The following is a 23,338-nucleotide window of genomic DNA, read 5'->3' as shown; positions in this document are numbered from 1 at the left end:
GGCGGTGGGCCGGGAGCCGGCACGGACGCCACCGGCTACCCGCCGACGGCCGCCTTCATGGGCAGGAACTTCGCCCGGGTCTCGGCCAGTTCGGCGACCGGGTCGGAGTCGACGACGATGCCGCCACCGGCGAACAGGCGGATCTCGTGGGGGTCAACGGGGTCCAACTGCCCGCCACGCAGCGCAATCGCCCATTCCCCGTTGCCCTCGGCGTCGATCCAGCCGACCGGCCCGGCGTAACGGCCCCGGTCCATCCCCTCGATGCGGGCGATCAGCCGGCGCGCCACCGGGGTGGGGGTGCCGCACACTGCCGCCGAGGGGTGCAGCGCGGAGGCCAGCGCCAGTGAGGTCGACCCCGGCAGGGCCACCCCGGTGATGTCGGTGGCCAGGTGCAGCACATTGGGCAGTTCCAGCACGTAGGGCGCATCGGGCACGTTCATGCCCGAACAGAACGGCGCCAGCGCCTCGGCGACCGAGGCGACCGCGAACTCATGTTCGCGCAGGTCCTTGGACGAGGAACTCAGCGCGTCGGCGAGCAGCGCCGCATCCTCCGGCGCCACCCCGTGGCGGCGGATCGTCCCGGCCAGCACCCGGGAGGTGGCCAGGCCACCCTCGCGGCGCACCAGCATCTCGGGGGTGGCGCCGACCATGCCGTCGACCAGGTAGGTCCAGGTGGTGGGGTACTCGGCGGTCAGGAAGAGCACCAGCGAACGGGCATCGATCGGCTCGGCGGCACGGGCCACCACGTCACGGGCCAGCACCACCTTGTCGACCTCGTGCGACCGGATCGCCTCGACCGCCTCGGAGACCAGCTTGCTCCAGTCCTGGGGGGCCATCGACCCGTCGCGCCAGGTCACCGGGCCATGCGGCATGGGTGCCGGCTGGGGGATCGGCAGGGCATCGGGCACCTGGTCGAACCCGACGCAGGTCATCCAGCTGGTGCCCTTGCGTCGTCCGATCAGCACCTCGGGCACCACCAGCACCGACGTCGCCGCAGTGTTGTCGGGGTCGAAGGTGAAGGCGCCGAAGGCGAGCGGGCCGGTGCCGAACAGCCCGGGCAGTTCGGTGTCGTGCTCCAGCTCGGCGACGAACTCCTGCCAGGCAGCATCGGCCTGGGCAGGAGTCTGGACCTCGATGCGGTGCAGGCTGCCGAGCCCGATCACCCCGTCGCCGCGTCGCAGGAAGGCGGTCGCCGTTCCAGTGGGCAGGTATGCCTCCAGCGGTCCGGGGTCAGGGATGGCCACCGTGCGGGCGCACAGGCGGCCGCGGCGGTCGCTGCTCATCACCGCAGCAGCCTAGCCCAGACCGTCTGGGGAAGAGGTTTCCGAACGTCGTCCCAGCCCTTCGCGACGGCGAATTTGAGCACCGGTTTGTTGCAGAAATGCCTCATGGGACGGCGGTTAGCCGCTCGTGAAAAAAGTGCCTAGACTCACCCGGGAAGAACGCTCCAAGGAAGTAGGGATGATGACTGACGTCGCGGCCGAACAGGCTCCGAGCGACGACGCCGAGGCACAGGCGCCGGCGGTGCACGCCGACGCCATCGTGGTCGGTGCAGGGCCCGCCGGTTCGGCCACTGCAGCCCACCTGGCCCGCCGCGGCCTGCAGGTCATCCTCCTCGAGAAGGCCACCTTCCCCCGCGACAAGATCTGCGGTGACGGGCTCACCCCGCGGGCGGTCAAGCAGCTGGTCAACCTGGGCATCGACACCACCGACGAGGGCTGGCACCGCAACAAGGGCCTGCGCGTCTACGGCGGCCGGGTCGAACCCTTCGACATGCCCTGGCCCGAACTGTCCGACTTCCCCAACTACGGCCTGGTGCGCCGCCGTGAGGACTTCGACGAACTGCTGGCCCGCCACGCCGAAAGGCTGGGCGCCACCCTGGTCACCGGCTGCACCGTGCGCGAACCCATCATCGACCGGGTCAGCGACCGCATCGTCGGGGTCACCAGCAAGGATGGCCGCGAGTTCCGCGCCCCGGTGGTGATCGCCTGCGACGGGGCCTCGTCGCGGCTGTCGGTCAAGATGGGCATCACCAAGCGCGACGATCGTCCGATGGGGGTCGCCGCCCGTGCCTACTACCAGTGCGAGCGCGGCGACGGCGACTGGATGGAGTCCTGGCTGGAGCTGTGGGACGGACTCCCGCACCAGTCGGCGCTGCTGCCCGGCTACGGCTGGGCCTTCCCCAGCGGGGACGGCATCAGCAACGTCGGCCTGGGCATGCTCAGCACCTCCCCGGCGTTCGCGAAGACCGACTACAAGGAACTGATGCTGCGCTGGCTGGCGGCCACGCCGCCCGAGTGGGGCTTCACCGAGGAAAACCGCACCGGCGAGATCCGCAGCGCCCCGCTGCCGATGGCCTTCAACCGCCAGCCCGCCTACGCCCGCGGACTGCTGCTGGTCGGTGATGCCGGCGGCATGGTCAACCCGTTCAACGGTGAGGGGATCGACTACGCCCTCGAGGCCGCCGAGATGGCCGCCGAGGCCGTCGCCGAAGCCCGCTCACGCGGCTGGGGCACCCCGAACGCCGAACGGGCCCTGCAGGGCTACGTCACCCGGCTCAAGGCCGACATGGGCGGCTACTTCCGGCTCGGCACCATTTTTGCCAAGCTGATCGGCCATCCTGAGGTCATGAAGGTCTGCGTCCGCTACGGGCTGCCGCGCAAGTCGCTGATGCGCGTGGTGCACAAGCTGCTGGCCAACCTCACCGACCAGCACGACGGCGACATCGTCGACCGCCTGATCAACACCCTCACCCGGATCGCGCCCGCAGCATGAGCACCGTGCGCACCATCTCGAACCCGGGGGCCACCGTCGGCCCCTGCTGCGTGGACCTTGCAGCCACAACAGTCGAATCACTCACGTCAGGGCCGCACCGGCCCAGGGGAGGAATCGCGTGAACGCCTACATTCCCATTCTTGGGCTCTTTGCGCTGGCAACGCTGTTCATCATCGTCTCGATCAACCTGTCGGGACATGTCGGGCCGCAGCGCTACAACCGGGCGAAGTACGACTCCTACGAGTGCGGCATCCAGCCCACCCCCCAGCCGGTCGGCGGCGGCCGCTTCCCGGTGAAGTACTACATCACCGCGATGATGTTCATCATCTTCGACATCGAGATCGTGTTCCTCTACCCGTGGGCCGTCTCGTTCAACCAGATGAGCCTGTTCCCGGTGCTCGCGATGATCCTGTTCATCGTCACCGTGTTCATCCCCTACTTCTACGTCCTGCGCCGCGGCGGCCTGGACTGGGACTGACCAGCCAACCAGGGAAGGAACCACAGTCATGGGTATTGAAGAGCAACTCCCCAGCGGCGTCATCCTGACCAGCCTCGAGGCGATCGCCGGCTGGATGAGGCAGGCCTCCTTCTGGCCGGCCACGATGGGCCTGGCCTGCTGCGCCATCGAGATGATGTCGTTCGGTGCCCCCCGCTTCGACGCCGGCCGGTGGGGCCAGGAAGTCTTCCGCGCCTCCCCGCGCCAGGCCGACCTGCTGATCGTCTCGGGCCGCGTCAGCCAGAAGATGGCCCCAGTCATCCGCCAGGTCTACGACCAGATGCCCAACCCCAAGTGGGTGATCTCGATGGGTGCCTGCGCCAGCTCCGGCGGCATGTTCAACAACTACGCCATCGTGCAGGGCTGCGACCACTTCCTGCCGGTCGACATCTACCTGCCCGGTTGCCCGCCCCGCCCGGACATGCTGATCGACGCCGTCTTCAAACTGAAGAAGGGCATCGTCGCCAAGACCCCGATCGGCCCGAACATGATCGAGCAGATCGAGACCCGTGAGGCAGAGGTGCTCGAGAAGCCCTCCACCATGGAGATGAAGGGGCTCATGCGATGAGCGAGAACAAGCCCGACAACGCCTCCCCGAACACCCCGGCCCCCGATGCCCCGGCTCCCGAGAAGGTGACCGCACCCGAAGCCGCGCCCAAGGAGGGCGTCGAGCGCGAGGACTCCCGTTCGTCCGATGCCACCGGCACCGTCGACGTGGGCCCGGCCTCGAGCCAGGCCCACGACCCCGCCGCCCCGCAGGTGCTGCGGGTGCGCCAGGGCATGTGGGGTGACCAGAAGTCGACCGACACCTCCGGTTACGGCGAGATCGCCCGCACCATCACCATGCCCGAGGCCTCGCAGCAGCCCTACGGCGGCTGGTTCGACCAGGTCGCCGACCGCATGGCTGAACTCGTCCCCGGGTTCTCGACCGGGCGCACGATCGTCGACCGGGGTGAGATCACCTTCTTCGTCCGCCCCGAGAAGATGGTGGAACTCGCCCGCGCGCTGCGCGACGACGCCCAGCTGCGTTTCGAGATGTGCACCAGCGTCTCGGGGGTGCACTACCCGAACTCGGCCGGTGAGGAACTGCACGTGGTCTACCACCTGCTCTCGATCACCCACAACCGGCGCATCCGCCTCGAGGTGGGGCTGCCCGAGGACAACCCGCACACCCCGTCGCTGATCAGCGTCTACCCGCACACCGACTGGCACGAGCGTGAGACCTGGGACATGTTCGGCGTCATCTTCGACGGCCACCATGCCCTCACCCGCATCCTGATGCCGGACGACTGGCACGGTCACCCGCAGCGCAAGGACTACCCGCTGGGCGGTGTCGACGTCGAGTACAAGGGCGCGGTCGTCCCGCCGCCCCACGAGCGTAGGAGCTACTCCTGATGAGCACCCAGAACCTGAGCGAGCACGACGCCGAACGCGCCATCCCGGCCAGCTCGGCCGAGGCGATGAACCGCGGGTTCACCGAACCCGGTGACGGTGACGTCGACCACGTCTACCTGTCGCAGGGTGGCGACTGGGACGAGATCGCCGCCGAGCAGGCCGAACGCGGAGACGAGACGATCGTCGTCAACATGGGTCCCCAGCACCCCTCCACCCACGGCGTGCTGCGGCTGATCCTGGAGATGGACGGTGAGACCGTCACCAGCCTGCGCCCGGGCATCGGCTTCCTGCACACCGGCATCGAGAAGAACATGGAGTACCGCACCTGGACCCAGGGCGTGACCTTCCTGACCCGCGCCGACTACGTCGCCCCGATCTTCAACGAGGCCGTCTACTGCCTCGGGGTCGAGAAGCTGCTCGGCATCACCGACGACATCCCCCAGCGTGCCACTGAGCTGCGCGTACTGTTCATGGAGCTCAACCGGATCGCCTCGCACCTGGTCGCCATCGGCACCGGTGGCATGGAGATCGGTGCCCTGACGGTGATGACCATCGGCTTCCGCGAACGCGAGATGATCCTCGACTTCTTCGAAGCCGTCACCGGCCTGCGCATGAACAATGCCTACATCCGGCCCGGGGGAGTGGCCAACGACCTGCCCGAAGGTGGCCTGGACCACCTGCGCATGGTGATCAGCTGGCTCGAGAAGCACCTGCCCGAGTACGGCATCTTCTGCAACGAGAACCCGATCTTCTTGGGCCGCATGGGCGTCGGCAAGCTGGACCTGACCCAGTGCATGGCCATGGGCGTCACCGGGCCGCGCCTGCGCGGGGCCGGCCTCCCCCACGACCTGCGCAAGTCGCAGCCCTACTGCGGCTACGAAACCTACGACTTCGACGTGCCGGTGTGGGACACCAACGACGCCTACGGTGCGTTCCGCGTCCGTGAGGCCGAGATGTGGGAGTCGCTCAAGATCGTCAAGCAGGTCGCCGAGCGCCTCGAGGCCTCGACCGGCCAGCCGGTGATGGTCGAGGACCCGAAGATCAAGTGGCCCGCACAGCTCTCGCTGGGCCCCGACGGCCAGGGCAACTCCAACGAGCACATCAAGCACATCATGGGTGAGTCCATGGAGGCGCTGATCCACCACTTCAAAATTGTCACCGAGGGCTTCCGCGTTCCCGCGGGGCAGGTCTACCAGGCGATCGAGTCGCCCAAGGGCGAACTCGGTGTGCACCTGGTCTCCGACGGTGGCACCCGGCCCTACCGGTCCCACCTGCGTGACCCAGGGTTCCACCACCTGCAGGCGGCCCCGATGATGTGCGAGGGCGGCATGATGTCCGACGTGGTGGTCGCGGTGGCGTCCATCGACCCTGTTCTCGGAGGTGTTGACCGATGAGCGGTCACGAGTTCCAGTCCCACTTCGACGACCCCCAGGTGCCCGGCACGGGCGGGGTCGACTACGCCGACACCAGCTCCAACATCGACGAGACCACCATCGAGGAGATGCGCCAGATCGCGGCCCGCTACCCGCAGCCGCGCTCGGCGCTGCTGCCGATGCTGCACCTGGTGCAGAGCGTCGACGGGCGCATCTCGCCGCGCGGCATTGAGGTCTGCGCCGAGGTGCTCGGCATCACCACGGCCCAGGTCTCGGGCGTGGCGACGTTCTACACCATGTACAAGCGGCGCCCGGCCGGCCAGCACCACGTCGGTGTCTGCACCACGGCGCTGTGCGCGGTGATGGGTGGCGACCTGCTGCTCGAGCACGTCGAGAACCGGCTCGGCATCTCCGAGAACCAGACCACCCCCGACGGCAAGATCAGCCTCGAGCGCCTCGAGTGCAACGCGGCCTGCGACTTCGCCCCGGTGATGATGGTCAACTGGGAGTTCATGGACAACATGTCCCCCGAGAAGGCCGACGACCTGATCGACAAGCTGGTCAACGACGAAGAGGTGCACTCCACCCGCGGGGCCCGGATCACCTCCTGGCGTGAGGCCGAGCGGGTGCTGGCCGGCTTCCCCGACGGGCGCGCCGACGAGGGCCCGACCGCCGGGCACGCCTCCCTGGTCGGTCTGGAGATCGCCCAGCGTGAGGGCTGGACCGCTCCCGCCGCCGACGCGGTGCGTGAGCCTGCCTCGCCGAAGGAGGAGGGCAAGTGAGCATCGACAAGCTGACCCCGGTGCTGAGCGCCAACTGGGGCGAGGACCGGGCCTGGAAGCTCGAGAACTACGAACGTCGTGGCGGCTACCAGGCGTTGCGCAAGGCGGCCACGATGGCCCCCGACGACATCGTCAACGAGGTCAAGGCCTCCAACCTGCGCGGTCGCGGCGGGGCGGGCTTCCCGACCGGCATGAAGTGGAGCTTCCTGCCCAAGGACAACCCGAACCCCACCTACCTGGTGGTCAATGCCGACGAGTCGGAGCCGGGTACCTGCAAGGACATCCCGCTGATGATGGCCAGCCCCCACACCCTGGTCGAGGGCGTGATCATCTCGGCGATGGCCACCAAGGCGGTCTATGCCTTCATCTACGTGCGCGGTGAAGTGCTGCACGTGATCCGCCGCCTGCAGCAGGCCGTGCGCGAGGCCTACGCCGCCGGCTACATCGGCAAGGACATCCTCGGCTCGGGCCGCGACCTCGAGGTCGTCGTCCACGCCGGTGCCGGTGCCTACATCTGCGGTGAGGAAACCGCCCTGCTCGACTCCCTGGAGGGTCGCCGGGGCCAGCCGCGGCTGCGTCCCCCCTTCCCCGCCGTGGCCGGCCTGTACGCCAGCCCGACGGTGGTCAACAACGTCGAGTCGATCGCCTCGGTGCCGGCCATCATCGCCAACGGTGAGGGCTGGTTCAACGCGATGGGCACCGAGAAGTCGCGTGGCCACGTGCTGTACTCGCTGTCCGGCCACGTCAAGACCCCCGGCCAGTTCGAGGCCCCGCTGGGCACCACCCTGCGTGAGCTCATTGACCTGGGTGGCGGCATGCGCGAGGGCCACCAGCTGAAGTTCTTCACCCCCGGTGGTTCCTCGACCCAGATCCTGACCGCCGACAAGGTCGACCTGCCGCTCGACTACGAAGAGATGGCGGCGGCCGGCTCGCTGCTCGGCACCCGCGCCCTGCAGATCTTCGACGAGACCACCTCGGTGGTGCGCACCACGCTGCGCTGGGTCGAGTTCTACAAGCACGAGTCCTGCGGCAAGTGCACCCCCTGCCGTGAGGGCACCTGGTGGCTCGTCCAGACCCTGCGCAACCTCGAGGCCGGTCGCGGCACCGAGGGTGACGTCGACAAGATCCTCGACGTCTGCGAGAACATCGGCGGACGATCGTTCTGCGCCCTGGCCGACGGTGCCGTCGCCGCGGTGACCAGCGCGGTCAAGGAGTTCCGCAGTGAGTTCGAAGCCGGGTACACCACCCCGGCCTGGGAACTGTTCCCCTACGAGAAGAGCGCCCTGTTCGCCAAGCCGGCTGCCGCCGCCGCGGACACCCAGAAGGAAGGTGCCCACGCATGAGTGTCGACGCGAAGTCCACGACCGAGGCCACCGAGGTCGACAAGCGCGAGGACCTGGTCACCCTCACCATCGACGGCATCGAGGTGAGCGTGCCGAAGGGCACCCTGGCCATCCGTGCGGCCGAGGCCGTCGGGATCGACATCCCGCGCTTCTGCGACCACCCGCTGCTCGACCCGGTCGGCGCCTGCCGCCAGTGCATGGTCGAGATCCCCGATGCGGGCAACGGGCGCGGCTTCCCGAAGCCGCAGGCCTCCTGCACCATCGAGTGCGCCCCCGGGATGGTGATCAACACCCACCTGACGTCCCCGGTCGCCAAGAAGGCGCAGGAGGGCATGCTCGAGTTCCTGCTGATCAACCACCCACTCGACTGCCCGATCTGTGACAAGGGCGGCGAGTGCCCGCTGCAGAACCAGTCGATGAGCCACGGCCACGGCGAGAGCCGCTTCGAGGGGGTCAAGCGCACCTTCCCGAAGCCGGTCAACGTCTCCGCGCAGATCCTGCTCGACCGGGAACGCTGCGTGCTGTGCGCCCGCTGCACCCGCTTCTCCGAGCAGATCTCCGGTGACCCGTTCATCGCGCTGGTCGAACGCGGTGCCCTGCAGCAGATCGGCACCTACCAGGACGACCCCTACGACTCCTACTTCTCGGGCAATGTCATCCAGATCTGCCCGGTGGGGGCGCTGACCAGCACCTCCTACCGCTTCCAGTCGCGTCCGTTCGACCTGGTCAGCACCACCACCACCTGTGAGCACTGCGCCGCCGGTTGTGAGCTGCGCAGCGACCACCGCCACTACCAGGTCAAGCGCCGCCTGGCCGGGAACCTCCCCGAGGTCAACGAGGAGTGGAACTGCGACAAGGGTCGCTTCGCGTTCCTGTCGGGGCGTGGGGACGACCGGCTCACCGCCCCACTGGTGCGCCGCGACGGTGAACTGGTGGTCTCGAGCTGGCACGAGGCGATCGACGCCGCGGTCGCCGGCCTGCAGGCCGCCGGTGATTCCGTGGGCGTGCTGCCCGGTGGCCGACTGACCCTGGAGGCCGCCTACGCCTACAGCCGGTTCGCCCGCGCGGTGCTCGGCACCAACAACATCGACCACCGCTCCCGAGTGCACACCACCGAGGAGGGCCAGTTCCTGGCCAACCGGGTCGCCGGGCGCGACCTGGCCGACTCGGTGACCTACGCCGACCTCGAACGGGCCAAGCGCGTCGTGCTGGTCAGCTTCGAACCCGAGGACGAGTCCCCGATGGTCTTCCTGCGGCTGCGCAAGGCCAACCGCAAGAACCGCACCGAGGTGCTCACCCTGGCCCCGTACCTGTCGCGCGGCTCGCAGAAGCTGAACGCCCAGCTGGTCGCGACCGTGCCCGGCACCGAGGCCCAGGTCCTGGGCACCCTCAAGGACCAGGGCCTGCTCGACGCCGACACCATCGTGCTGGTGGGGGAGCGGGCCAACCTGGCCCAGGGCACCCTCACCGCCGCCGCCCACCTGGCCGACGAGACCGGGGCCCGGCTGGCCTGGGTGCCGCGTCGCGCCGGTGAGCTCAGCGCGATCGAGGCCGGCTGCCTGCCGCACCTGCTGCCGGGCGGTCGTCCGGTCAGCGACCCCAGCGCCCGCGTTGACGTGGCCGCTGCCTGGGGCACCGCCTCGCTGCCCTCGTCCGAAGGCCTGGACGCCGACGCCATCGTCGCGGCCGCGGCCGACGGCGGGCTGAAGGCGCTGGTCGTCGCCGGTGTGCAGCCGGAGGACTTCCGCATCCCCGCCGCCGTGCTGGAGGGACTGGAGGCCGCCGACTTCGTGATCAGCATCGAGAACCGCCGCAGCCAGGTCAGCGAGCGCGCCGACGTGGTCTTCCCGGTGGCGCTGCTCGAGGAACACGCCGGTACCTTCCTGAACTGGGAGCACCGGCGCGGGCGGGTCAACACCGTCATCCGCCACCAGGTCGCCCCGATGACCGACATCCGGGTGCTGGCCGCGCTGGCCGATGCCCTCGGCAGCGACCTCGGCTTCCGCGGTTCGCGCGACGCGCTGGCCTCCCTCGACGAGCTCGGCGGCTGGGACGGGGAGCGGGCGCCGCTGGCGCAGGCCCCGGCCACCCCCTATGAGCCGGCCGGTGAGGGCGACCTGACCCTGGCCACCTGGCGGGTGCTGCTCGACGAGTCGGCCGCCAACGACAACGAGCCCGACCTGATGGCCACCGCGCCGCGCCCGGTGATCCGGCTGGCGCCGGCGACCGCCGAGGCCCATGGCCTGGCCGGGGCCGGGCAGGCGACCCTGGTGCTGACCGGGGGCGAGCTCACCCTGCCCCTCGAGGTCGTCGAGGGCATGGCAGAAGACGTGGTGTGGGTGCCGCTGCACAGCGCCACCGACCCTGGCGGGTCGGCTGGGCAGGACGGCACCGTGACGGCCAGCGCGCTGGGCGCTGTCGCCGGTGACCGAGTCCGACTCGTGGGAGGTGCGGCATGAACCCCGTGGAACTGATGCCGTTGGAGGCAGTGTTGCCACCCGACCCGTGGTGGATCATCCTGATCAAGGTTGTCGGGATGTTCGTGCTGCTGCTGGTGTGGACGATCTTCAACGTCTGGTACGAACGGCGCGTGGTGGCCAAGATGCAGCACCGCCTCGGCCCCATCATGAACGGTCCCTTCGGCCTCGGCCAGGCGCTGGCTGACGGTGCGAAGCTGATCTTCAAAGAGGACTTCCGCCCCACCAAGACCGACAAGTGGGTGTTCAACCTGGCCCCGCTGCTGACCGGCATGGCGGCCTTCACCGCCTGGTCGGTGATGCCGCTGGGCGGCCAGGTGCGGATGTTCGGCGTCGAGACCCGGCTGCAGCTGACCGACCTGCCGGTCGGCATGCTGTTCATGTTGGCGATCGCCTCGATCGGCATCTACGGCATCGTGCTGGCCGGGTGGGCGTCGAACTCGACCTACTCGCTGCTCGGCTCGGTGCGCTCGGCCGCGCAGATGATCTCCTACGAGGCCAGCATGGGCCTGGCATTGGTGGGCGTGTTCATGTTCGCCGGCTCCATGAGCATGTCGAACATCGTCGAGAGCCAGGCGCAGACCTTCACTATCGCCGGTTTCAACACCGGCCTGCCGCAGTGGAACGCGGTGCTGCTGCTGCCCGCCTTCGTGATCTACCTGATCTCGATGGTCGGCGAGACCAACCGCGCCCCCTTCGACCTGCCCGAGTGTGAGTCCGAGCTGGTCTCGGGCTACCTCACCGAGTACTCCGGTTTCCGTTACGCCATGTACTTCCTCGCCGAGTACATCAACATGGCCACCGTCTCGGCCATCGCCACCACCTTGTTCCTCGGTGGCTACCGGGCGCCGTGGCCGTTCAACCAGGTCGAGTGGCTCGATTCCGGCTGGATGGGCCCGGTGTGGTTCATCCTCAAGGTGCAGCTGCTGATCACCGGCTTCGTGTGGCTGCGCGGCACCCTGCCCCGCTTCCGTTACGACCAGTTCATGAAGCTGGGCTGGAAGTGGCTGATCGAGATCGCCCTGGCCTGGATCGTGGCTGTCGCGCTGCTCAAGGTGGGCCAGCGTGAGGGCTGGTTCTCCGGCCCGGTGTTCTTCGTGATCGTCGGTGTGATCGCGGTGGCGCTGCTGGCGCTGATCCTGTGGGGCGGCGGCACCCAGGAAGAGACCAAGCCGGCGCAGGTCGACCTGAGCGAACCGTTCGACCCGTTCGCCGGTGGTTACCCGGTGCCCCCGTTGCCCGGCCAGACCCTGCCCGAAATGGCAGGCGTGCTGAGCGGCTCGACGGTGGCTGAGGACGAACCCGACACGTCCGAGGCGTCGTCGGTGAAGGGAGACGAGTCCTGATGGGCTTCAAAGAACAGTGGGGTGGTTTCGGGATCACCTTCAAGACGATGTTCCGCAAGACCTTCACTCAGAACTACCCGCACAAAGGTGAGAAGGTCACCGCACCCCGGTTCCACGGCCGCCACCAGCTCAACCGCTGGCCCGACGGGCTGGAGAAGTGTGTGGGCTGCGAGCTGTGTGCCTGGGCCTGCCCGGCCGACGCCATCTACGTGGAGGGCGCCGACAACACTGAGGAAGCCCGCTTTTCACCCGGTGAGCGCTACGGGCACGTGTACCAGATCAACTACCTGCGCTGCATCTTCTGCGGCCTGTGCATCGAGGCGTGCCCGACCCGCGCGCTGACCATGACCAATGAGTTCAAGCTGGCCAACACCAGCCGCGAGTCGTTGATCTACACCAAGGACGAACTGCTCGCCCCGCTGCTGACCGGCATGGAGGAACCCCCGCACGCCCGCCGGCTCGGGCCCGACGAGCAGAGCTACTTCCTGGGCCTGCCGCCCACCGGAAAGCCCGACAACCGCACCCCCGTCCAGACCCCCGATGCACCGAAGGGAGGCGACAAGTGATGTTGCTCCCACTCGTGAGTGGCCAGGCAGTGGCCTTCTGGATCGTGGCCCCGATCATGGTGATCTGTGCCCTGGGCATGGTGATGAGCCGCAAGGCGGTCCATTCGGCGATCTGGCTGGTCGGCATGATGATCGGCCTGGCGGTGCTGTACGCCTCACTGGCCTCACCGTTCCTGTTCGTCGCCCAGATCATCGTCTACACCGGCGCCATCATGATGCTGTTCCTGTTCGTCGTGATGCTGATCGGTGTCGACACCTCCGACTCGGTCATCGAGACGATCAAGGGCCACCGCATCGCCGCGACCTTCGCGGCCATCGGCTTCGGCCTGCTGCTGGTCTCGCTGGCCGGGCGGGCCGTGAACACCCCGCCGCAGGGGCTGGACGCCGTGATCTCGCGGTTCCCGAGTTCGGTGCACGCCCTGTCCGACCTGCTGTTCGGCCGCTACGTGGTGGTCTTCGAGGCCACCGCCGCGCTGCTGACCATCGCTGCGGTTGGTGCGATGGTGCTGGCCCACGGTGAGCGCCTGATCCCCAAGCTGGGGCAGAAGGAGACCGCCGACAAGAAGATGGCGGCCTACGCCAAGGACGGCACCCACCCCGGCCCGATGCCCAATTCCGGTGTCTACGCCCGCTTCAACGCCATCCACGCCCCGGCGCTGCTGCCCGACGGCAGCGTGGCCGAGACCTCGGTCTCGAAGATCCTCAGCGAGCGCGGCGCCTACGTCGATGCCAACGAGCTGCGCGCCCCGTCCGAGGCGACGTTCAACGCGATCAGCACCGACAACTCGCCGAACAACCGGGAGGAACTCGAATGAGCACCAATGCCTACCTGATCCTCTCGGCCATCCTGTTCACGATCGGGGTGCTCGGCTTCCTGGTGCGACGCAACGCGCTGGTCGCATTCATGTCGATCGAGATCATGCTGAACGCCTCGAACCTGGCCTTCGTCAGCTTCGCCCACCACCACGGTGGGCTGGACGGGCAGGTCGCCGCCTTCTTCGTGATGGTTGTCGCCGCCGCAGAAGTCGTGGTCGGCCTGGCGATCATCGTGACCATCTTCCGTACCCGCCGCTCGGCCTCGGTCGACGACGCAAACCTGCTGAAGTTCTGAAGGGGTAGGCGTGTATTTCCTCGAAACCGTCACCGAGCCGGTCGCTGCCTCGGGATTGTTCGGCCTGGCCTGGCTGATGATTGCCATTCCGCTGGTGATCGCCGGCCTGCTGCTCGTGGGTGGCAGGGCCACCAACGGGTGGGGCCACTACCTCGCCACCCTGGCGCCGATCGCCTCCTTCGTCATCGGCGCACTGCTGTTCGTCGACCTGCTGGGTCGCGACACGTCCCAGCGGGCCGTGGAGGTCCCGGTCTACCAGTGGTTCACCACCGGCAACTGGACCTTTGAGGTCAGCCTGCTGGTCGACCAGCTGTCGATCCTGTTCGTGCTGCTGATCACCGGCGTGGGTTCACTGATCCACATCTACTCGATCGGCTACATGGCCCATGACGAGAACCGTCGCCGGTTCTTCGCCTTCCTGAACCTGTTCATCGCCGCGATGCTGCTGCTGGTGCTGGCCGACAACTACCTGCTGCTGTTCATCGGCTGGGAAGGTGTGGGCCTGGCGTCCTACCTGCTGATCGGCTTCTGGCAGCACAAGGACTCCGCGGCGAAGGCCGCGAAGAAGGCCTTCGTGGTCAACCGTGTCGGTGACCTCGGCATGATGATGGCGATCGGGCTGATGCTGGCCCAGGTCGGGTCGGTGAAGTTCACCGACGTCGCCGAGGGCATCGGTGCGGTGGAGCCCGCCTGGGTGGTCCTGCTGGGCTTCCTGCTGCTGGCCGGTGCCTGCGCCAAGTCGGCCCAGGTGCCGCTGCAGTCGTGGCTGCTCGACGCGATGGAGGGCCCGACCCCGGTCTCGGCCCTGATCCACGCCGCCACCATGGTGACCGCCGGTGTGTACCTGATCGTGCGCAGCCACCCGATCTACGCGCTGGCCCCCGAGGCCGCGCTGGCGGTGGCGATCGTCGGCACCGTGACCCTGCTGTTCGGTGCCTGGATCGGTACCTCGAAGGACGACATCAAGAAGGTGCTCGCCGGCTCGACCATGAGCCAGATCGGCTACATGATGCTGGCCGCCGGCATCGGCCCCGCCGGTGCGGCGTTCGCCATCTTCCACCTGATCACCCACGGCTTCTTCAAGGCCAACATGTTTCTGGGTGCCGGTTCGGTGATGCACGGCATGCACGACGACGTCGACATGCGCCGCTACGGTGGCCTGGCGAAGTACATGCCGATCACCTTCGTCACCTTCGGCCTGGGCTACCTGGCCATCATCGGGTTCCCGTTCACCAGCGGTTTCTACTCCAAGGACCACATCATCGAGGCGGCCTGGGACAAGCACCTGGCCTTCGGTGTGCTGGCCCTGCTCGGTGCGGGCATCACCGCCTACTACATGACGCGGTTGATGATGATGACCTTCTTCGGCGAGAAGCGCTGGAAGGACGACGTGCACCCGCACGAGTCGCCCTGGGTGATGACCGTGCCGCTGATCGTGCTTGCCGTGCTCAGCATCGGCGCCGGTGTGGTCATGAACGGCTGGATCACCACCTGGCTGGCCCCGGCCGTCGGCGACGACCACCCGCACACCACCGGCCTGCTGCACATCACCCCCGTCGGCTGGGCCACCATGGCCACCGTCGCCGTGGGTGTGCTGATCGGCTGGGTGCTGCACCGCCGCGACATCCCCTGGACCGAGCCCCACACCCGCAACCCGCTGGTGCTGGCCGGTCGTCGGGACCTGTTCGGTGATGACGTCAACCTGTACGCGTTCCAGCGCCCCGGCGAGAAGGCCGTCGAAGGCCTGGTCGCCTTCGACGACGTGGTCGTCGACGGTGCAGTGCGCGGCAGCGCCGGGGTGTTCACCGGCCTGTCGACCGCGCTGCGGCGCGTCCAGAACGGCTACGTGCGCAGCTACGCCCTGACCATGATCGTTGGTGTGCTGCTGCTCGCGGCTGCCCTGTACCTGGGCCACCTGGCCTGAGGGGGAGGAAGAAGAAATGGGATTCCCCTTGTTGACCGTCCTGGCGCTGCTGCCGCTGGTCGGGTCGCTGGTCACCTTCGCGCTGCGCGGCGCTGCCGCGCGGTACGCGGGCCTGGTGTTCTCGCTGGGCACCCTGGTGCTCGGTGTCTGGGCCTTCATCGCGGCGCGGGGCACCGACCTGTCCGAGACCTACGTCTGGATCAAGTCGATCGGCGCCTACTACGCGCTGGGTGATGACGGCCTGACGATGACCATGGTGCTGCTCACCGTCATCGTCGTCCCGATCGTTATGCTCGCCGAGTGGCGGGTCGGTGACTCCTCGCTGGCCCACGGCAAGGACTCGAAGTGGGGTTCGGGTGTCTTCTTCGCCCTGGCCCTGATGCTGGAAAGCTTCGCGCTGTTCTGCTTCATGAGCGTCGACACGCTGCTGTTCTACCTGTTCTTCGAGGCCACCCTGATCCCGATGTACTTCCTCATCGGTGGCTGGGGCGGGCCCAAGCGTGGTGCGGCCGCGATGAAGTTCCTGCTGTACTCCTTGGCCGGCGGCCTGGTGATGCTGTTCAGCGTGGTCGGTGTCGGCGCCGAGTCGGCGGCCCAGGGCAAGCTCAGCTTCCTGGTCAGCGACCTGGCGGCGCTGGACTTCGACTCCACCATGGGCACGTGGCTGTGGGCCGGGTTCTTCATCGCCTTCGCGATCAAGGCCCCGATGGTGCCCGTGCACACGTGGCTGCCGGACACCGCCGAGCAGGCTCGTCCGGGTGCCTCGACCCTGCTGGTCGGCATCCTCGACAAGATCGGCACCTTCGGCATGCTGCGGTTCTGCCTGCAGATCTTCCCGGAGGCGAGCAAGTGGGCGACCCCCGCGATCCTGGTGCTGGCGCTGGTCAGCATCATCTACGGCGCCATGATGGCGATCGGCTCGAAGGACCTGCTGCGCCTGATCAGCTACACCTCGATCAGCCACTTCGGGCTGATGGTGATGGGCATCTTCGCCTTCACCACCACCTCGATCACCGGCACCGGCTACTACATGCTGGCCCACGGCTTCTCGACGGCCGCCCTGTTCCTGGTCATCGGCTTCCTGGTCGACCGCCGGGGCAGTGCCCTCATCCGCGACTTCGGCGGCGTCCAGAAGAAGGCCCCGCTGCTGGCGGGCACCTTCCTGGTCGCCGGGCTCTCGGCGCTGTCCCTGCCCGGTACCGCCAGCTTCGTGGGTGAGTTCCTGGTGCTGGTCGGCACCTGGCAGCGGCACCCGGTGATCGCGGCCATCGCCTGCCTCGCCATGGTGCTCTCGGCGCTGTACGTGCTGCTGGCCTACCAGCGGACGATGACCGGGCCGGTCACCGACCAGGTGGAGGCGACCATCACCAGTGACCTGGGGGCGCGGGAGCGCACCGTCGCAGGTCTTCTCATCGCACTGCTGCTGGTCTTCGGGTTCTATCCCAAGCCCGTCACAGACGTGCTCGACACCTCATCGAAGGACACCATGTCGCAGATTGGCATGACCGATCCCAGCACGGGAGGCAACCGATGATCACCATGCTCGAGGTGCAACTGAACTACGGTGCACTGGCCCCGCTGATCATCCTGTTCGCCGCTGCTGCGGTGGGGGTGCTGATCGAGGGCGTGATCAAGCAGGGCCTGCGCGACGAGGCCCAGATGATCGTCGCGGCCCTGGGCCTGCTCGGGGCGCTGGCGATGACCATCCAGAACTGGCGCAACGAGGTCTTCGGAGTGCGTGCGCTGGGGTCGGTGACCACGGATGGGCCGACCTACTTCATCTGGGCGCTGCTGCTGGTGGTGACCATCCTGGCGATGCTGCTGATGAGCGAGCGCCGGCTGAACAAGGGGACGACCAACTTCACCCCGATGGCCTCCTCGGTGCCGGGTTCGGCCAATGAGGCGAAGGCCTTCGAGGTCAAGCACGAGCACACCGAGGTGTACCCGTTGGTGCTGTTCTCGACCTTCGGCATGATGCTGTTCGCCTCGGCGAATGACTTCATCACCATGTTCGTCGCGCTGGAGGTCTTCTCGCTGCCGCTGTACCTGCTCTCGGGGATGGCTCGTCGTCGTCGCCTGCTGAGCCAGGAAGCGGCGCTGAAGTACTTCCTGCTCGGGTCGCTGACCTCGGCGATCTTCCTGTACGGCACCGCGCTGCTGTACGGCTTCTCGGGGTCGCTGCGCCTGAGCGACCTGGCCACTGCGATCCAGAACAACCCCGACTCGAGCCCGGCGCTGCTGTACGGCGGCACCGTGCTGGTGCTGGTGGGCCTGCTGTTCAAGATCGGCGCCGTGCCGTTCCACGCGTGGACCCCCGACGTGTACATGGGTGCCCCCACCCAGATCACCGCCTACATGGCGGTCGCGACCAAGGCGGCTGCCGTCGTGGCGATGCTGCGGGTGCTGTTCGTGGGTCTCGGGGCCATCCGGTGGGACTGGCAGCCGGTGGTGGCTGCGCTGGCGGTGCTCACCATGCTGGTGGGTTCGGTCGTGGCGCTGAGCCAGTCCGACATCAAGCGACTGCTGGCGTACTCGTCGATCGCGCACGCGGGCTTCCTGCTGGTGGCGATCGCCGGTGCGGTGACCCCGGAGACCCACCCGAACGCGTCCGTGGGTTCGGTGGCGTCGATCCTGTTCTACCTGACCGCCTATGGCCTGGCGACGCTGGGTGCGTTCGCCATCGTCATGATGGTGCGCAAGGCCGGTGGTGAGGCCAACAACCTGGCGGCTTGGACCGGGCTGGGGCGCAAGCACCCGTTTATCGCGGCGCTGATGACGCTGTTCATGCTGAGCTTCGCCGGCATCCCGCTGACCGGTGGGTTCATCGGCAAGCTGCAGGTGTTCCTGGCCGGGTGGGCCGGTGGCTACGCCTGGCTGGTGCTGGTGGCGGTGCTGATGAGCCTGGTCGCGGCGTTCTTCTACCTGCGGGTCGTGGTGGTCATGTTCTTCCGTGAGCCCGGGGTTGAGGCCGAGGGTGTGACCGTCGATTCGCCGAGCTGGATGACCTGGACTGTGATCATCGTGTGTGCGCTCGGTACGCTGGCCCTTGGCCTGTGGAGCGAACCCCTGGCTGAGCTGGCGATCAGCGCTGCCGAGTTCCTCCGCTGAGGAACACCTTCGAAAGGAATCCTGTGACCGAATCGGGCGACGAGGCGTTCTCGACCCTGGTGGCCGAACGCCTCGCCCTCGTGGAGCAGCGGCTGGAGGAACTCGCCGGGGCCGACACCCCGTTCGTGACCGAGGCCGCGAACCACATCATTGCTGCCGGCGGCAAGCGGTTCCGTCCGCTGCTGGTGGTGCTGGCCAGTGCCGTGGGGAATGAGCCCGACGTCGAGGACCTGGTGAAGGCTGCGTGCGTGGTGGAACTGACCCACGTGGCGAGCCTGTACCACGATGACGTCATGGACGAGGCCGACCTGCGCCGTGGGGCGGCCTCGGCCAACGCGCGGTTCGGGAACTCCGTGGCGATCATGGTGGGGGACTACCTGTTCGCCCGGGCGTCCACCACGGTGGCCACGCTCGGGGTGGAGTACGTCACCCTGCAGGCGGAGACCTTCGCGCGGCTGGTGCAGGGGCAGATCGCCGAGACCCGTGGGCCCGGTGAGGGGGAGGACCCGCTGCAGCACTACCTGCAGGTCATCGCCGACAAGACCGGGTCGCTGATCGCTGCCTCGGCGATGTTCGGCGGGATGGTCTCGGGGGTGTCGCCGGAACACCTGGAGTCGCTGCGGCTGTTCGGTGAAGAGATCGGGCTGGTGTTCCAGCTCTCGGACGACGTCATCGACATCACCAGTGAGGTGACGGGCAAGACACCCGGGACTGACCTGCGTGAGGGGGTCGAGACCCTGCCGACGCTGCTTCTGCGGCGCTCGGACGACCCGGCTGACCGTGACCTGGTCGCCGCGATCGACGCTGACCTGAGTGATGATGCCGAGCTGGCGGCGGTGCTGGAGCGGCTGCGGGCGCACCCGGTGATCGACCAGGCTCGCGACGAGGTGCGCCGGCGGGCGGAGGTTGCTCGTGGGCACCTGGCGGGGTTGCCCGAGGGGAATGCAAAGCGGGCGCTGTTGAAGGCGTGTGACGACATCGCCACGCGCGTGGCCTGAGGTTCTTCGGGGCAGTGGCCCGGGGCCGTGCGGGCTCTGTGGGTCTGTGGGTCCGTGGTCTGTGGGTCAGCCCGGGACTGTTGATCAGTCGTCGTCCTCGACCTGACGGATCACCTCGACTGCGCCCATCAACGCGACCCCGTTCACGGTAACGACCGGAGCGTCCGGGGCCAGTTGGTCGGGGTCGACCGGGTCACCACCGGTGCCGACGGCGCCCAGCACGGGGATCCCCTGGACACGGACTCGGACGTCCGGCGGGACGACGATACGGATGCCGCCCATGATCGCGACGGCAGTGATGGTGACCTCCCGAGAGGCGAACCTGGCCTCGCGCAGGTCGATGGTGACCGCACCCCAGAAGGCAAAGGCGACGTGCTGGGGGGCGAGGGTCCAGTCGCCACTCTTGACCGCGGCGGACAGGATCGCGAGAGACACCGGGCTGCCGCTGGCCGACGAGGTGGTCGGTGCGGGTACGCGCTGACGTGGTGGCGGCAGCGGAGCCAGTTCGGTGGGAGGAGTGAGCGTCAGGTCAGCCACGAGCGGCGCCAGGTCTGAGGCGTGGACGGCGACCAGGGCCTGGTCGGTGCGCTCAGAGTGTTCCTGGTGGGTGAGCTGGCCGGCCGCGTAGGCCTGGTCGAGTACCCGGGTCACCTGGGCACGTTCTGCGTCGCCGACGCGCATGGGTGGTGACTGTGGGTCCATGGGGCCAACGTACCGTCCTCAGCCGTTCACCGGTTCGCACTGGCAGGGACAGTCGGTGGGACAGCCCGGGGTGACGGACCTCCGAACGTGGTTCCCCGGGCCGAAGCACTCGTGGGTTCTCAGCCGTTCACCGGTTCGCACTGGCAGGGACAATCTGTGGGACAGCCGGGGTGCTCGTGGCATTCCACCGTGCAGAAGCACGGTTCTGGTGGAGTGATCGGCCAGCGAAGTAGGCGAGCCCTCGTGCGGGCGCGCATGTCGGACGTGAAACAGTCTCGCCAGTGTTGGAAGTCGCGCAGGGTGGGGATGTCATGACAGCGCCGATGCGCCAGGACACCGTGGTAGGGGACGTGGCCGGGCGCGCCCACGACGGGAACGCCGTGGTCGGCCAGCCACTGGCGGTGCCGATCTCGAGTTACACGACGTGGGGCGTGCACGGAACGGGTGGTGTATCCCCAGTTGCCGGAGTCCGTCAGGCCCCAGATGGTTTCGTGCCACAGGTGGACGTCGAGGTGGGCAGGGACGCGTCGCCCAGCCCGGTCACGAAGTGGCTCACTGGGGGCTGGCTCGATCGGCTGGTCCTGGTCGTCGACCATGGCGAGGCGGTAGCCGGCCAGTGCCACCACGGCCGCCAGGACATCGGCAGGAGGCATCCGGGTGCCGTTCTCCCAGCGAGCCACGGTGCTGGGAGAGACCTGGAGCAGGGCAGCGAGGTCCCGCTGTGACAGGTCGGCGACACGTCGGCAGCGCAGCAGGATGCCGATGACGTCGAACTGCGCGGCGGGTGATGCTGGTGATGCGGATGATCCGCCGTCCGGCGTTGTCGGAGCCGAATTCGCCCAGTCGTCTCGCATGGTCGCCCTTACTCCGCGGCCTGCCCAGTGGCCTTCGGTCACCAGCAGCACTCGAGTTGTCATTGGTGGTTATCGGTGGTTCTCGGTAGCCATCGGTCGTCGGCGACCGACGGTGGTGACATCATCCTGCCGCCCGCCACTGACAAGACTTGCGCCCGCCGATGGTCGACGGGATCAGGAGGCCTGCCCCGCCAGCTGGAACCTGGTCAACACCCGGTGAGCCGTGCTGTGCAGCGGGACCCACGAGGCAGAGCGCCACCCCAGGCATGCCCGGCGACCCCTCCTTCCGGACACTCTGCGTTTGCTGACTCTCTGTCAGCAAACACAGAGGAAGCTGACGTAGCCCCCAGAGAGGGGGTCGGGAGGGTCGGGGCTGGTGGTCCGGTGAGCTGGCAGTCAGGGGAGTTGGTGGTCAGGGGAGTTGGTGGTCAGGGGAGTTGGTGGTCAGGGGAGTTGGCGGTCACGGGAGCCAATAGGTCGTGGTGGCTCGGCCCAAACGTCAGACGTTGCGCCACTCGATCTTGATCAGCGACTCATTGGTCACTGTCATCACCGCGGTGGCGATGGCGCGTGACTCCACGGGGCTGTTGTTCAGTCGGCCCTGGTCGGTGAACACCAGTGACAGGGTGAACGATGCGTTGACCGTCACCTCGGCCTTCGAGAGGTCGGTGGCCACCAGTCCCGAGCGCGCCGGGGTCACCGGGTCCCCGTTCAGGGTCCAGGTCACGGTGCCAGGCACCACCGGCTTGGACGAGCCGTAGTTCATGGGGCAGTTCGCCGGGGCGAGTTCCTTGCGCGAGGTGCACTGGGTCAGCGAGGTGGTGACAGCCTTCTTGAACGCCGCCGTGCCCGCCTCGGTGAGCAGCGGGGTCACCGGGTGGCTGGTGGTGTCGGAGTAGCCCAGGTGCAACACGGTCAGTGAGTCCGTCGCGGCGAAGCTGATGAAGGGCAGCCCCGTGGTGACCTGGTAGGCGCCGGGGAACAGTTCCAGGGGCGTGTCCCAGTCCAGACGTACTCCATTGACGATCAGGGGCACGTTGGTGACGCTGGTTCCCTGCATCCGGAACGTGACGGTCGTCTGGGCCATCTCCCAGGAGCCGGAGTCGAGCTTGCGCACCCGGAACCGGGTCGAGACCTCCTGGTCACCCAGCTTGTAGGTCGCCGGGATGTCAGTGGCATTCTCGTCGGTGGTCGGCACGTTCACCTCGGTGATGGGTGCCGCCTTCAGCGCCTCGGCGTACGCCTCCCGGGTCATCAGGGCGGTCGACCCTGCACCGCCCAGCGGGCCGAGGCTGCGGGCCGCATCCACGTCACCGGCAGCCAGCGCCTGCAGGTACTGGCGCACCACTTCGTCTCCGCGCACCACCTGCACGGACGCTGTCTGGGTGACCGGGACCTTCACCGCCTCGTCCTCGACCGGGGTGCGGAAAAAGCTCACGTAACCCACGCCCGCCGCCACGGCGAGCAGGACCACTGCGAACGTCCACCCGAGCACACGGGTGATCGGCAGCTTCGGCCGGGTGCGTTGGCGCACCTCGGGTGGTGCCTGGAAGCGGTCTTCGGGCAGGGAGTAGGCCGAGTAGTCCTGCGGGAACTGCTGGCTGTCGAACTGGGGGAAGGTCGGCACCTCGGAGGCACTGATCGGGGGGATCGACGACGGCGTGCCCGTCTGCTTGGCCCAGTTCGCGTCGTTGACCCAGCTCGCCGGCGGGGTGGTCCCGGACGCGGGTGGGCGCCCCACCAGGTGGGTGGCCTCCCCATCACCGTCGTCGGGGACGGGCGCCGGTGCCGCCGGGCGGGGACGAAGAACCGTCGCGTCATGGGCCGGGGGAGCGCCGTGGGGGCTGGCGCCCGAGGGGGGTGTCTGGGGTCGGTAGACCGTGGCATCGTTCGCCGGGGGTGCGCCGTGAGGATCAGCCCCTGAGGGACCGGGGGCCTGGGGCCGGTAGACCGTCCCCTCGTCCGGGCCGGGCCCGCCCTGCGCTCCAGCAGCCTGGGGGCGGTAGACCGTGGCGTCGTCAGGTCCAGTCTCGCCGTGCTGCATCGACGTCCTCTCCGCGGGTGGGTACTGCGGTCAGGTTACCCGAG

The 23,338-nt window shown here is 68.1% G+C and carries 20 protein-coding genes; 16 read left to right on the top strand and 4 right to left on the bottom strand.

Translation table 11 applies throughout. The features are described 5' to 3' along the window. Positions 1–35: 35 nt before the first annotated feature. Positions 36–1,283, bottom strand: coding sequence for an isochorismate synthase (locus ACQE3C_RS11510; protein ID WP_434539316.1), 1,248 nt, complete (start codon positions 1,281–1,283; stop codon positions 36–38). Between the two features lie 181 nt (positions 1,284–1,464). Here ACQE3C_RS11510 and ACQE3C_RS11505 point away from each other — a divergent pair, with 181 nt between their 5' ends. The 16 genes from ACQE3C_RS11505 (at position 1,465) to ACQE3C_RS11430 (ending at position 19,694) form a co-directional block, all read left to right on the top strand. Then, on the top strand, positions 1,465–2,775 hold the full coding sequence (locus tag ACQE3C_RS11505) for a geranylgeranyl reductase family protein (protein WP_434539338.1): 1,311 nt from the start codon (positions 1,465–1,467) through the stop codon (positions 2,773–2,775). A 118-nt stretch (positions 2,776–2,893) separates the two neighbouring features. Next, entirely contained in the window at positions 2,894–3,253 is a 360-nt protein-coding gene (locus tag ACQE3C_RS11500) for an NADH-quinone oxidoreductase subunit A (RefSeq protein WP_434539315.1), read from the top strand. 28 nt (positions 3,254–3,281) lie between these two features. Further along, complete coding sequence (locus ACQE3C_RS11495) at positions 3,282–3,839, top strand: NuoB/complex I 20 kDa subunit family protein (RefSeq protein ID WP_434539314.1); 558 nt, start codon at positions 3,282–3,284, stop codon at positions 3,837–3,839. Beyond that, on the top strand, positions 3,836–4,666 hold the full coding sequence (locus ACQE3C_RS11490) for an NADH-quinone oxidoreductase subunit C (protein ID WP_434539313.1): 831 nt from the start codon (positions 3,836–3,838) through the stop codon (positions 4,664–4,666). Before ACQE3C_RS11495 ends, ACQE3C_RS11490 begins: the two co-directional genes overlap by 4 nt. A gap of 65 nt (positions 4,667–4,731) precedes the next feature. Further along, positions 4,732–6,060: an NADH-quinone oxidoreductase subunit D gene (locus tag ACQE3C_RS11485; protein ID WP_434539337.1), complete on the top strand. Its 1,329-nt coding sequence runs from the start codon at positions 4,732–4,734 to the stop codon at positions 6,058–6,060. Then, positions 6,057–6,821 (top strand): NADH-quinone oxidoreductase subunit NuoE, encoded by a 765-nt coding sequence (gene nuoE / locus ACQE3C_RS11480; protein ID WP_434539312.1) that lies wholly within the window; start codon positions 6,057–6,059, stop codon positions 6,819–6,821. Before ACQE3C_RS11485 ends, nuoE begins: the two co-directional genes overlap by 4 nt. Then, positions 6,818–8,164 carry an NADH-quinone oxidoreductase subunit NuoF gene (nuoF, locus tag ACQE3C_RS11475; RefSeq protein WP_434539311.1) on the top strand — a complete coding sequence of 449 codons (1,347 nt, stop codon included), beginning with the start codon at positions 6,818–6,820 and terminating at the stop codon, positions 8,162–8,164. The genes nuoE and nuoF overlap by 4 nt, the downstream gene beginning before the upstream one ends. Next, positions 8,161–10,623 (top strand): NADH-quinone oxidoreductase subunit G, encoded by a 2,463-nt coding sequence (locus ACQE3C_RS11470; RefSeq protein ID WP_434539310.1) that lies wholly within the window; start codon positions 8,161–8,163, stop codon positions 10,621–10,623. Before nuoF ends, ACQE3C_RS11470 begins: the two co-directional genes overlap by 4 nt. Positions 10,624–10,634: 11 nt before the next feature. Further along, entirely contained in the window at positions 10,635–11,987 is a 1,353-nt protein-coding gene (gene nuoH, locus ACQE3C_RS11465; RefSeq protein ID WP_434539336.1) for an NADH-quinone oxidoreductase subunit NuoH, read from the top strand. Next, positions 11,987–12,553, top strand: coding sequence for an NADH-quinone oxidoreductase subunit NuoI (gene nuoI / locus ACQE3C_RS11460; protein ID WP_434539309.1), 567 nt, complete (start codon positions 11,987–11,989; stop codon positions 12,551–12,553). Before nuoH ends, nuoI begins: the two co-directional genes overlap by 1 nt. Next, positions 12,553–13,368 carry an NADH-quinone oxidoreductase subunit J gene (locus ACQE3C_RS11455; RefSeq protein WP_434539308.1) on the top strand — a complete coding sequence of 272 codons (816 nt, stop codon included), beginning with the start codon at positions 12,553–12,555 and terminating at the stop codon, positions 13,366–13,368. Before nuoI ends, ACQE3C_RS11455 begins: the two co-directional genes overlap by 1 nt. After that, on the top strand, positions 13,365–13,664 hold the full coding sequence (nuoK, locus tag ACQE3C_RS11450) for an NADH-quinone oxidoreductase subunit NuoK (RefSeq protein ID WP_434539307.1): 300 nt from the start codon (positions 13,365–13,367) through the stop codon (positions 13,662–13,664). Before ACQE3C_RS11455 ends, nuoK begins: the two co-directional genes overlap by 4 nt. A 76-nt stretch (positions 13,665–13,740) precedes the next feature. Further along, the gene (nuoL, locus tag ACQE3C_RS11445) at positions 13,741–15,588 is read left to right on the top strand and encodes an NADH-quinone oxidoreductase subunit L (RefSeq protein ID WP_434539335.1); all 1,848 of its coding nucleotides are present in this window, start codon (positions 13,741–13,743) and stop codon (positions 15,586–15,588) included. A 16-nt stretch (positions 15,589–15,604) separates the two neighbouring features. After that, positions 15,605–17,122, top strand: coding sequence for an NADH-quinone oxidoreductase subunit M (locus ACQE3C_RS11440; protein ID WP_434539306.1), 1,518 nt, complete (start codon positions 15,605–15,607; stop codon positions 17,120–17,122). Next, complete coding sequence (gene nuoN, locus ACQE3C_RS11435) at positions 17,119–18,696, top strand: NADH-quinone oxidoreductase subunit NuoN (RefSeq protein ID WP_434539305.1); 1,578 nt, start codon at positions 17,119–17,121, stop codon at positions 18,694–18,696. The genes ACQE3C_RS11440 and nuoN overlap by 4 nt, the downstream gene beginning before the upstream one ends. 23 nt (positions 18,697–18,719) lie before the next feature. Then, positions 18,720–19,694 (top strand): polyprenyl synthetase family protein, encoded by a 975-nt coding sequence (locus ACQE3C_RS11430; protein WP_434539304.1) that lies wholly within the window; start codon positions 18,720–18,722, stop codon positions 19,692–19,694. An 84-nt stretch (positions 19,695–19,778) separates the two neighbouring features. On the opposite strand, the gene ACQE3C_RS11425 is transcribed toward ACQE3C_RS11430, so the two are convergent. The 3 genes from ACQE3C_RS11425 to ACQE3C_RS11415 all read right to left on the bottom strand — a co-directional run bounded on the left by ACQE3C_RS11425 (position 19,779) and on the right by ACQE3C_RS11415 (position 23,294). Then, the gene (locus ACQE3C_RS11425; protein ID WP_434539303.1) at positions 19,779–20,396 is read right to left on the bottom strand and encodes a DUF1707 SHOCT-like domain-containing protein; all 618 of its coding nucleotides are present in this window, start codon (positions 20,394–20,396) and stop codon (positions 19,779–19,781) included. A gap of 119 nt (positions 20,397–20,515) precedes the next feature. Further along, positions 20,516–21,250 carry a helix-turn-helix domain-containing protein gene (locus tag ACQE3C_RS11420; RefSeq protein ID WP_434539334.1) on the bottom strand — a complete coding sequence of 245 codons (735 nt, stop codon included), beginning with the start codon at positions 21,248–21,250 and terminating at the stop codon, positions 20,516–20,518. A gap of 499 nt (positions 21,251–21,749) precedes the next feature. Next, complete coding sequence (locus tag ACQE3C_RS11415) at positions 21,750–23,294, bottom strand: hypothetical protein (protein WP_434539302.1); 1,545 nt, start codon at positions 23,292–23,294, stop codon at positions 21,750–21,752. Positions 23,295–23,338: the final 44 nt, after the last annotated feature.

This window comes from Aestuariimicrobium sp. Y1814 (assembly GCF_050113895.1).
Taxonomy (GTDB): Bacteria; Actinomycetota; Actinomycetes; order Propionibacteriales; family Propionibacteriaceae; genus Aestuariimicrobium.
This window is presented reverse-complemented; position numbering and strand designations above follow the sequence as displayed.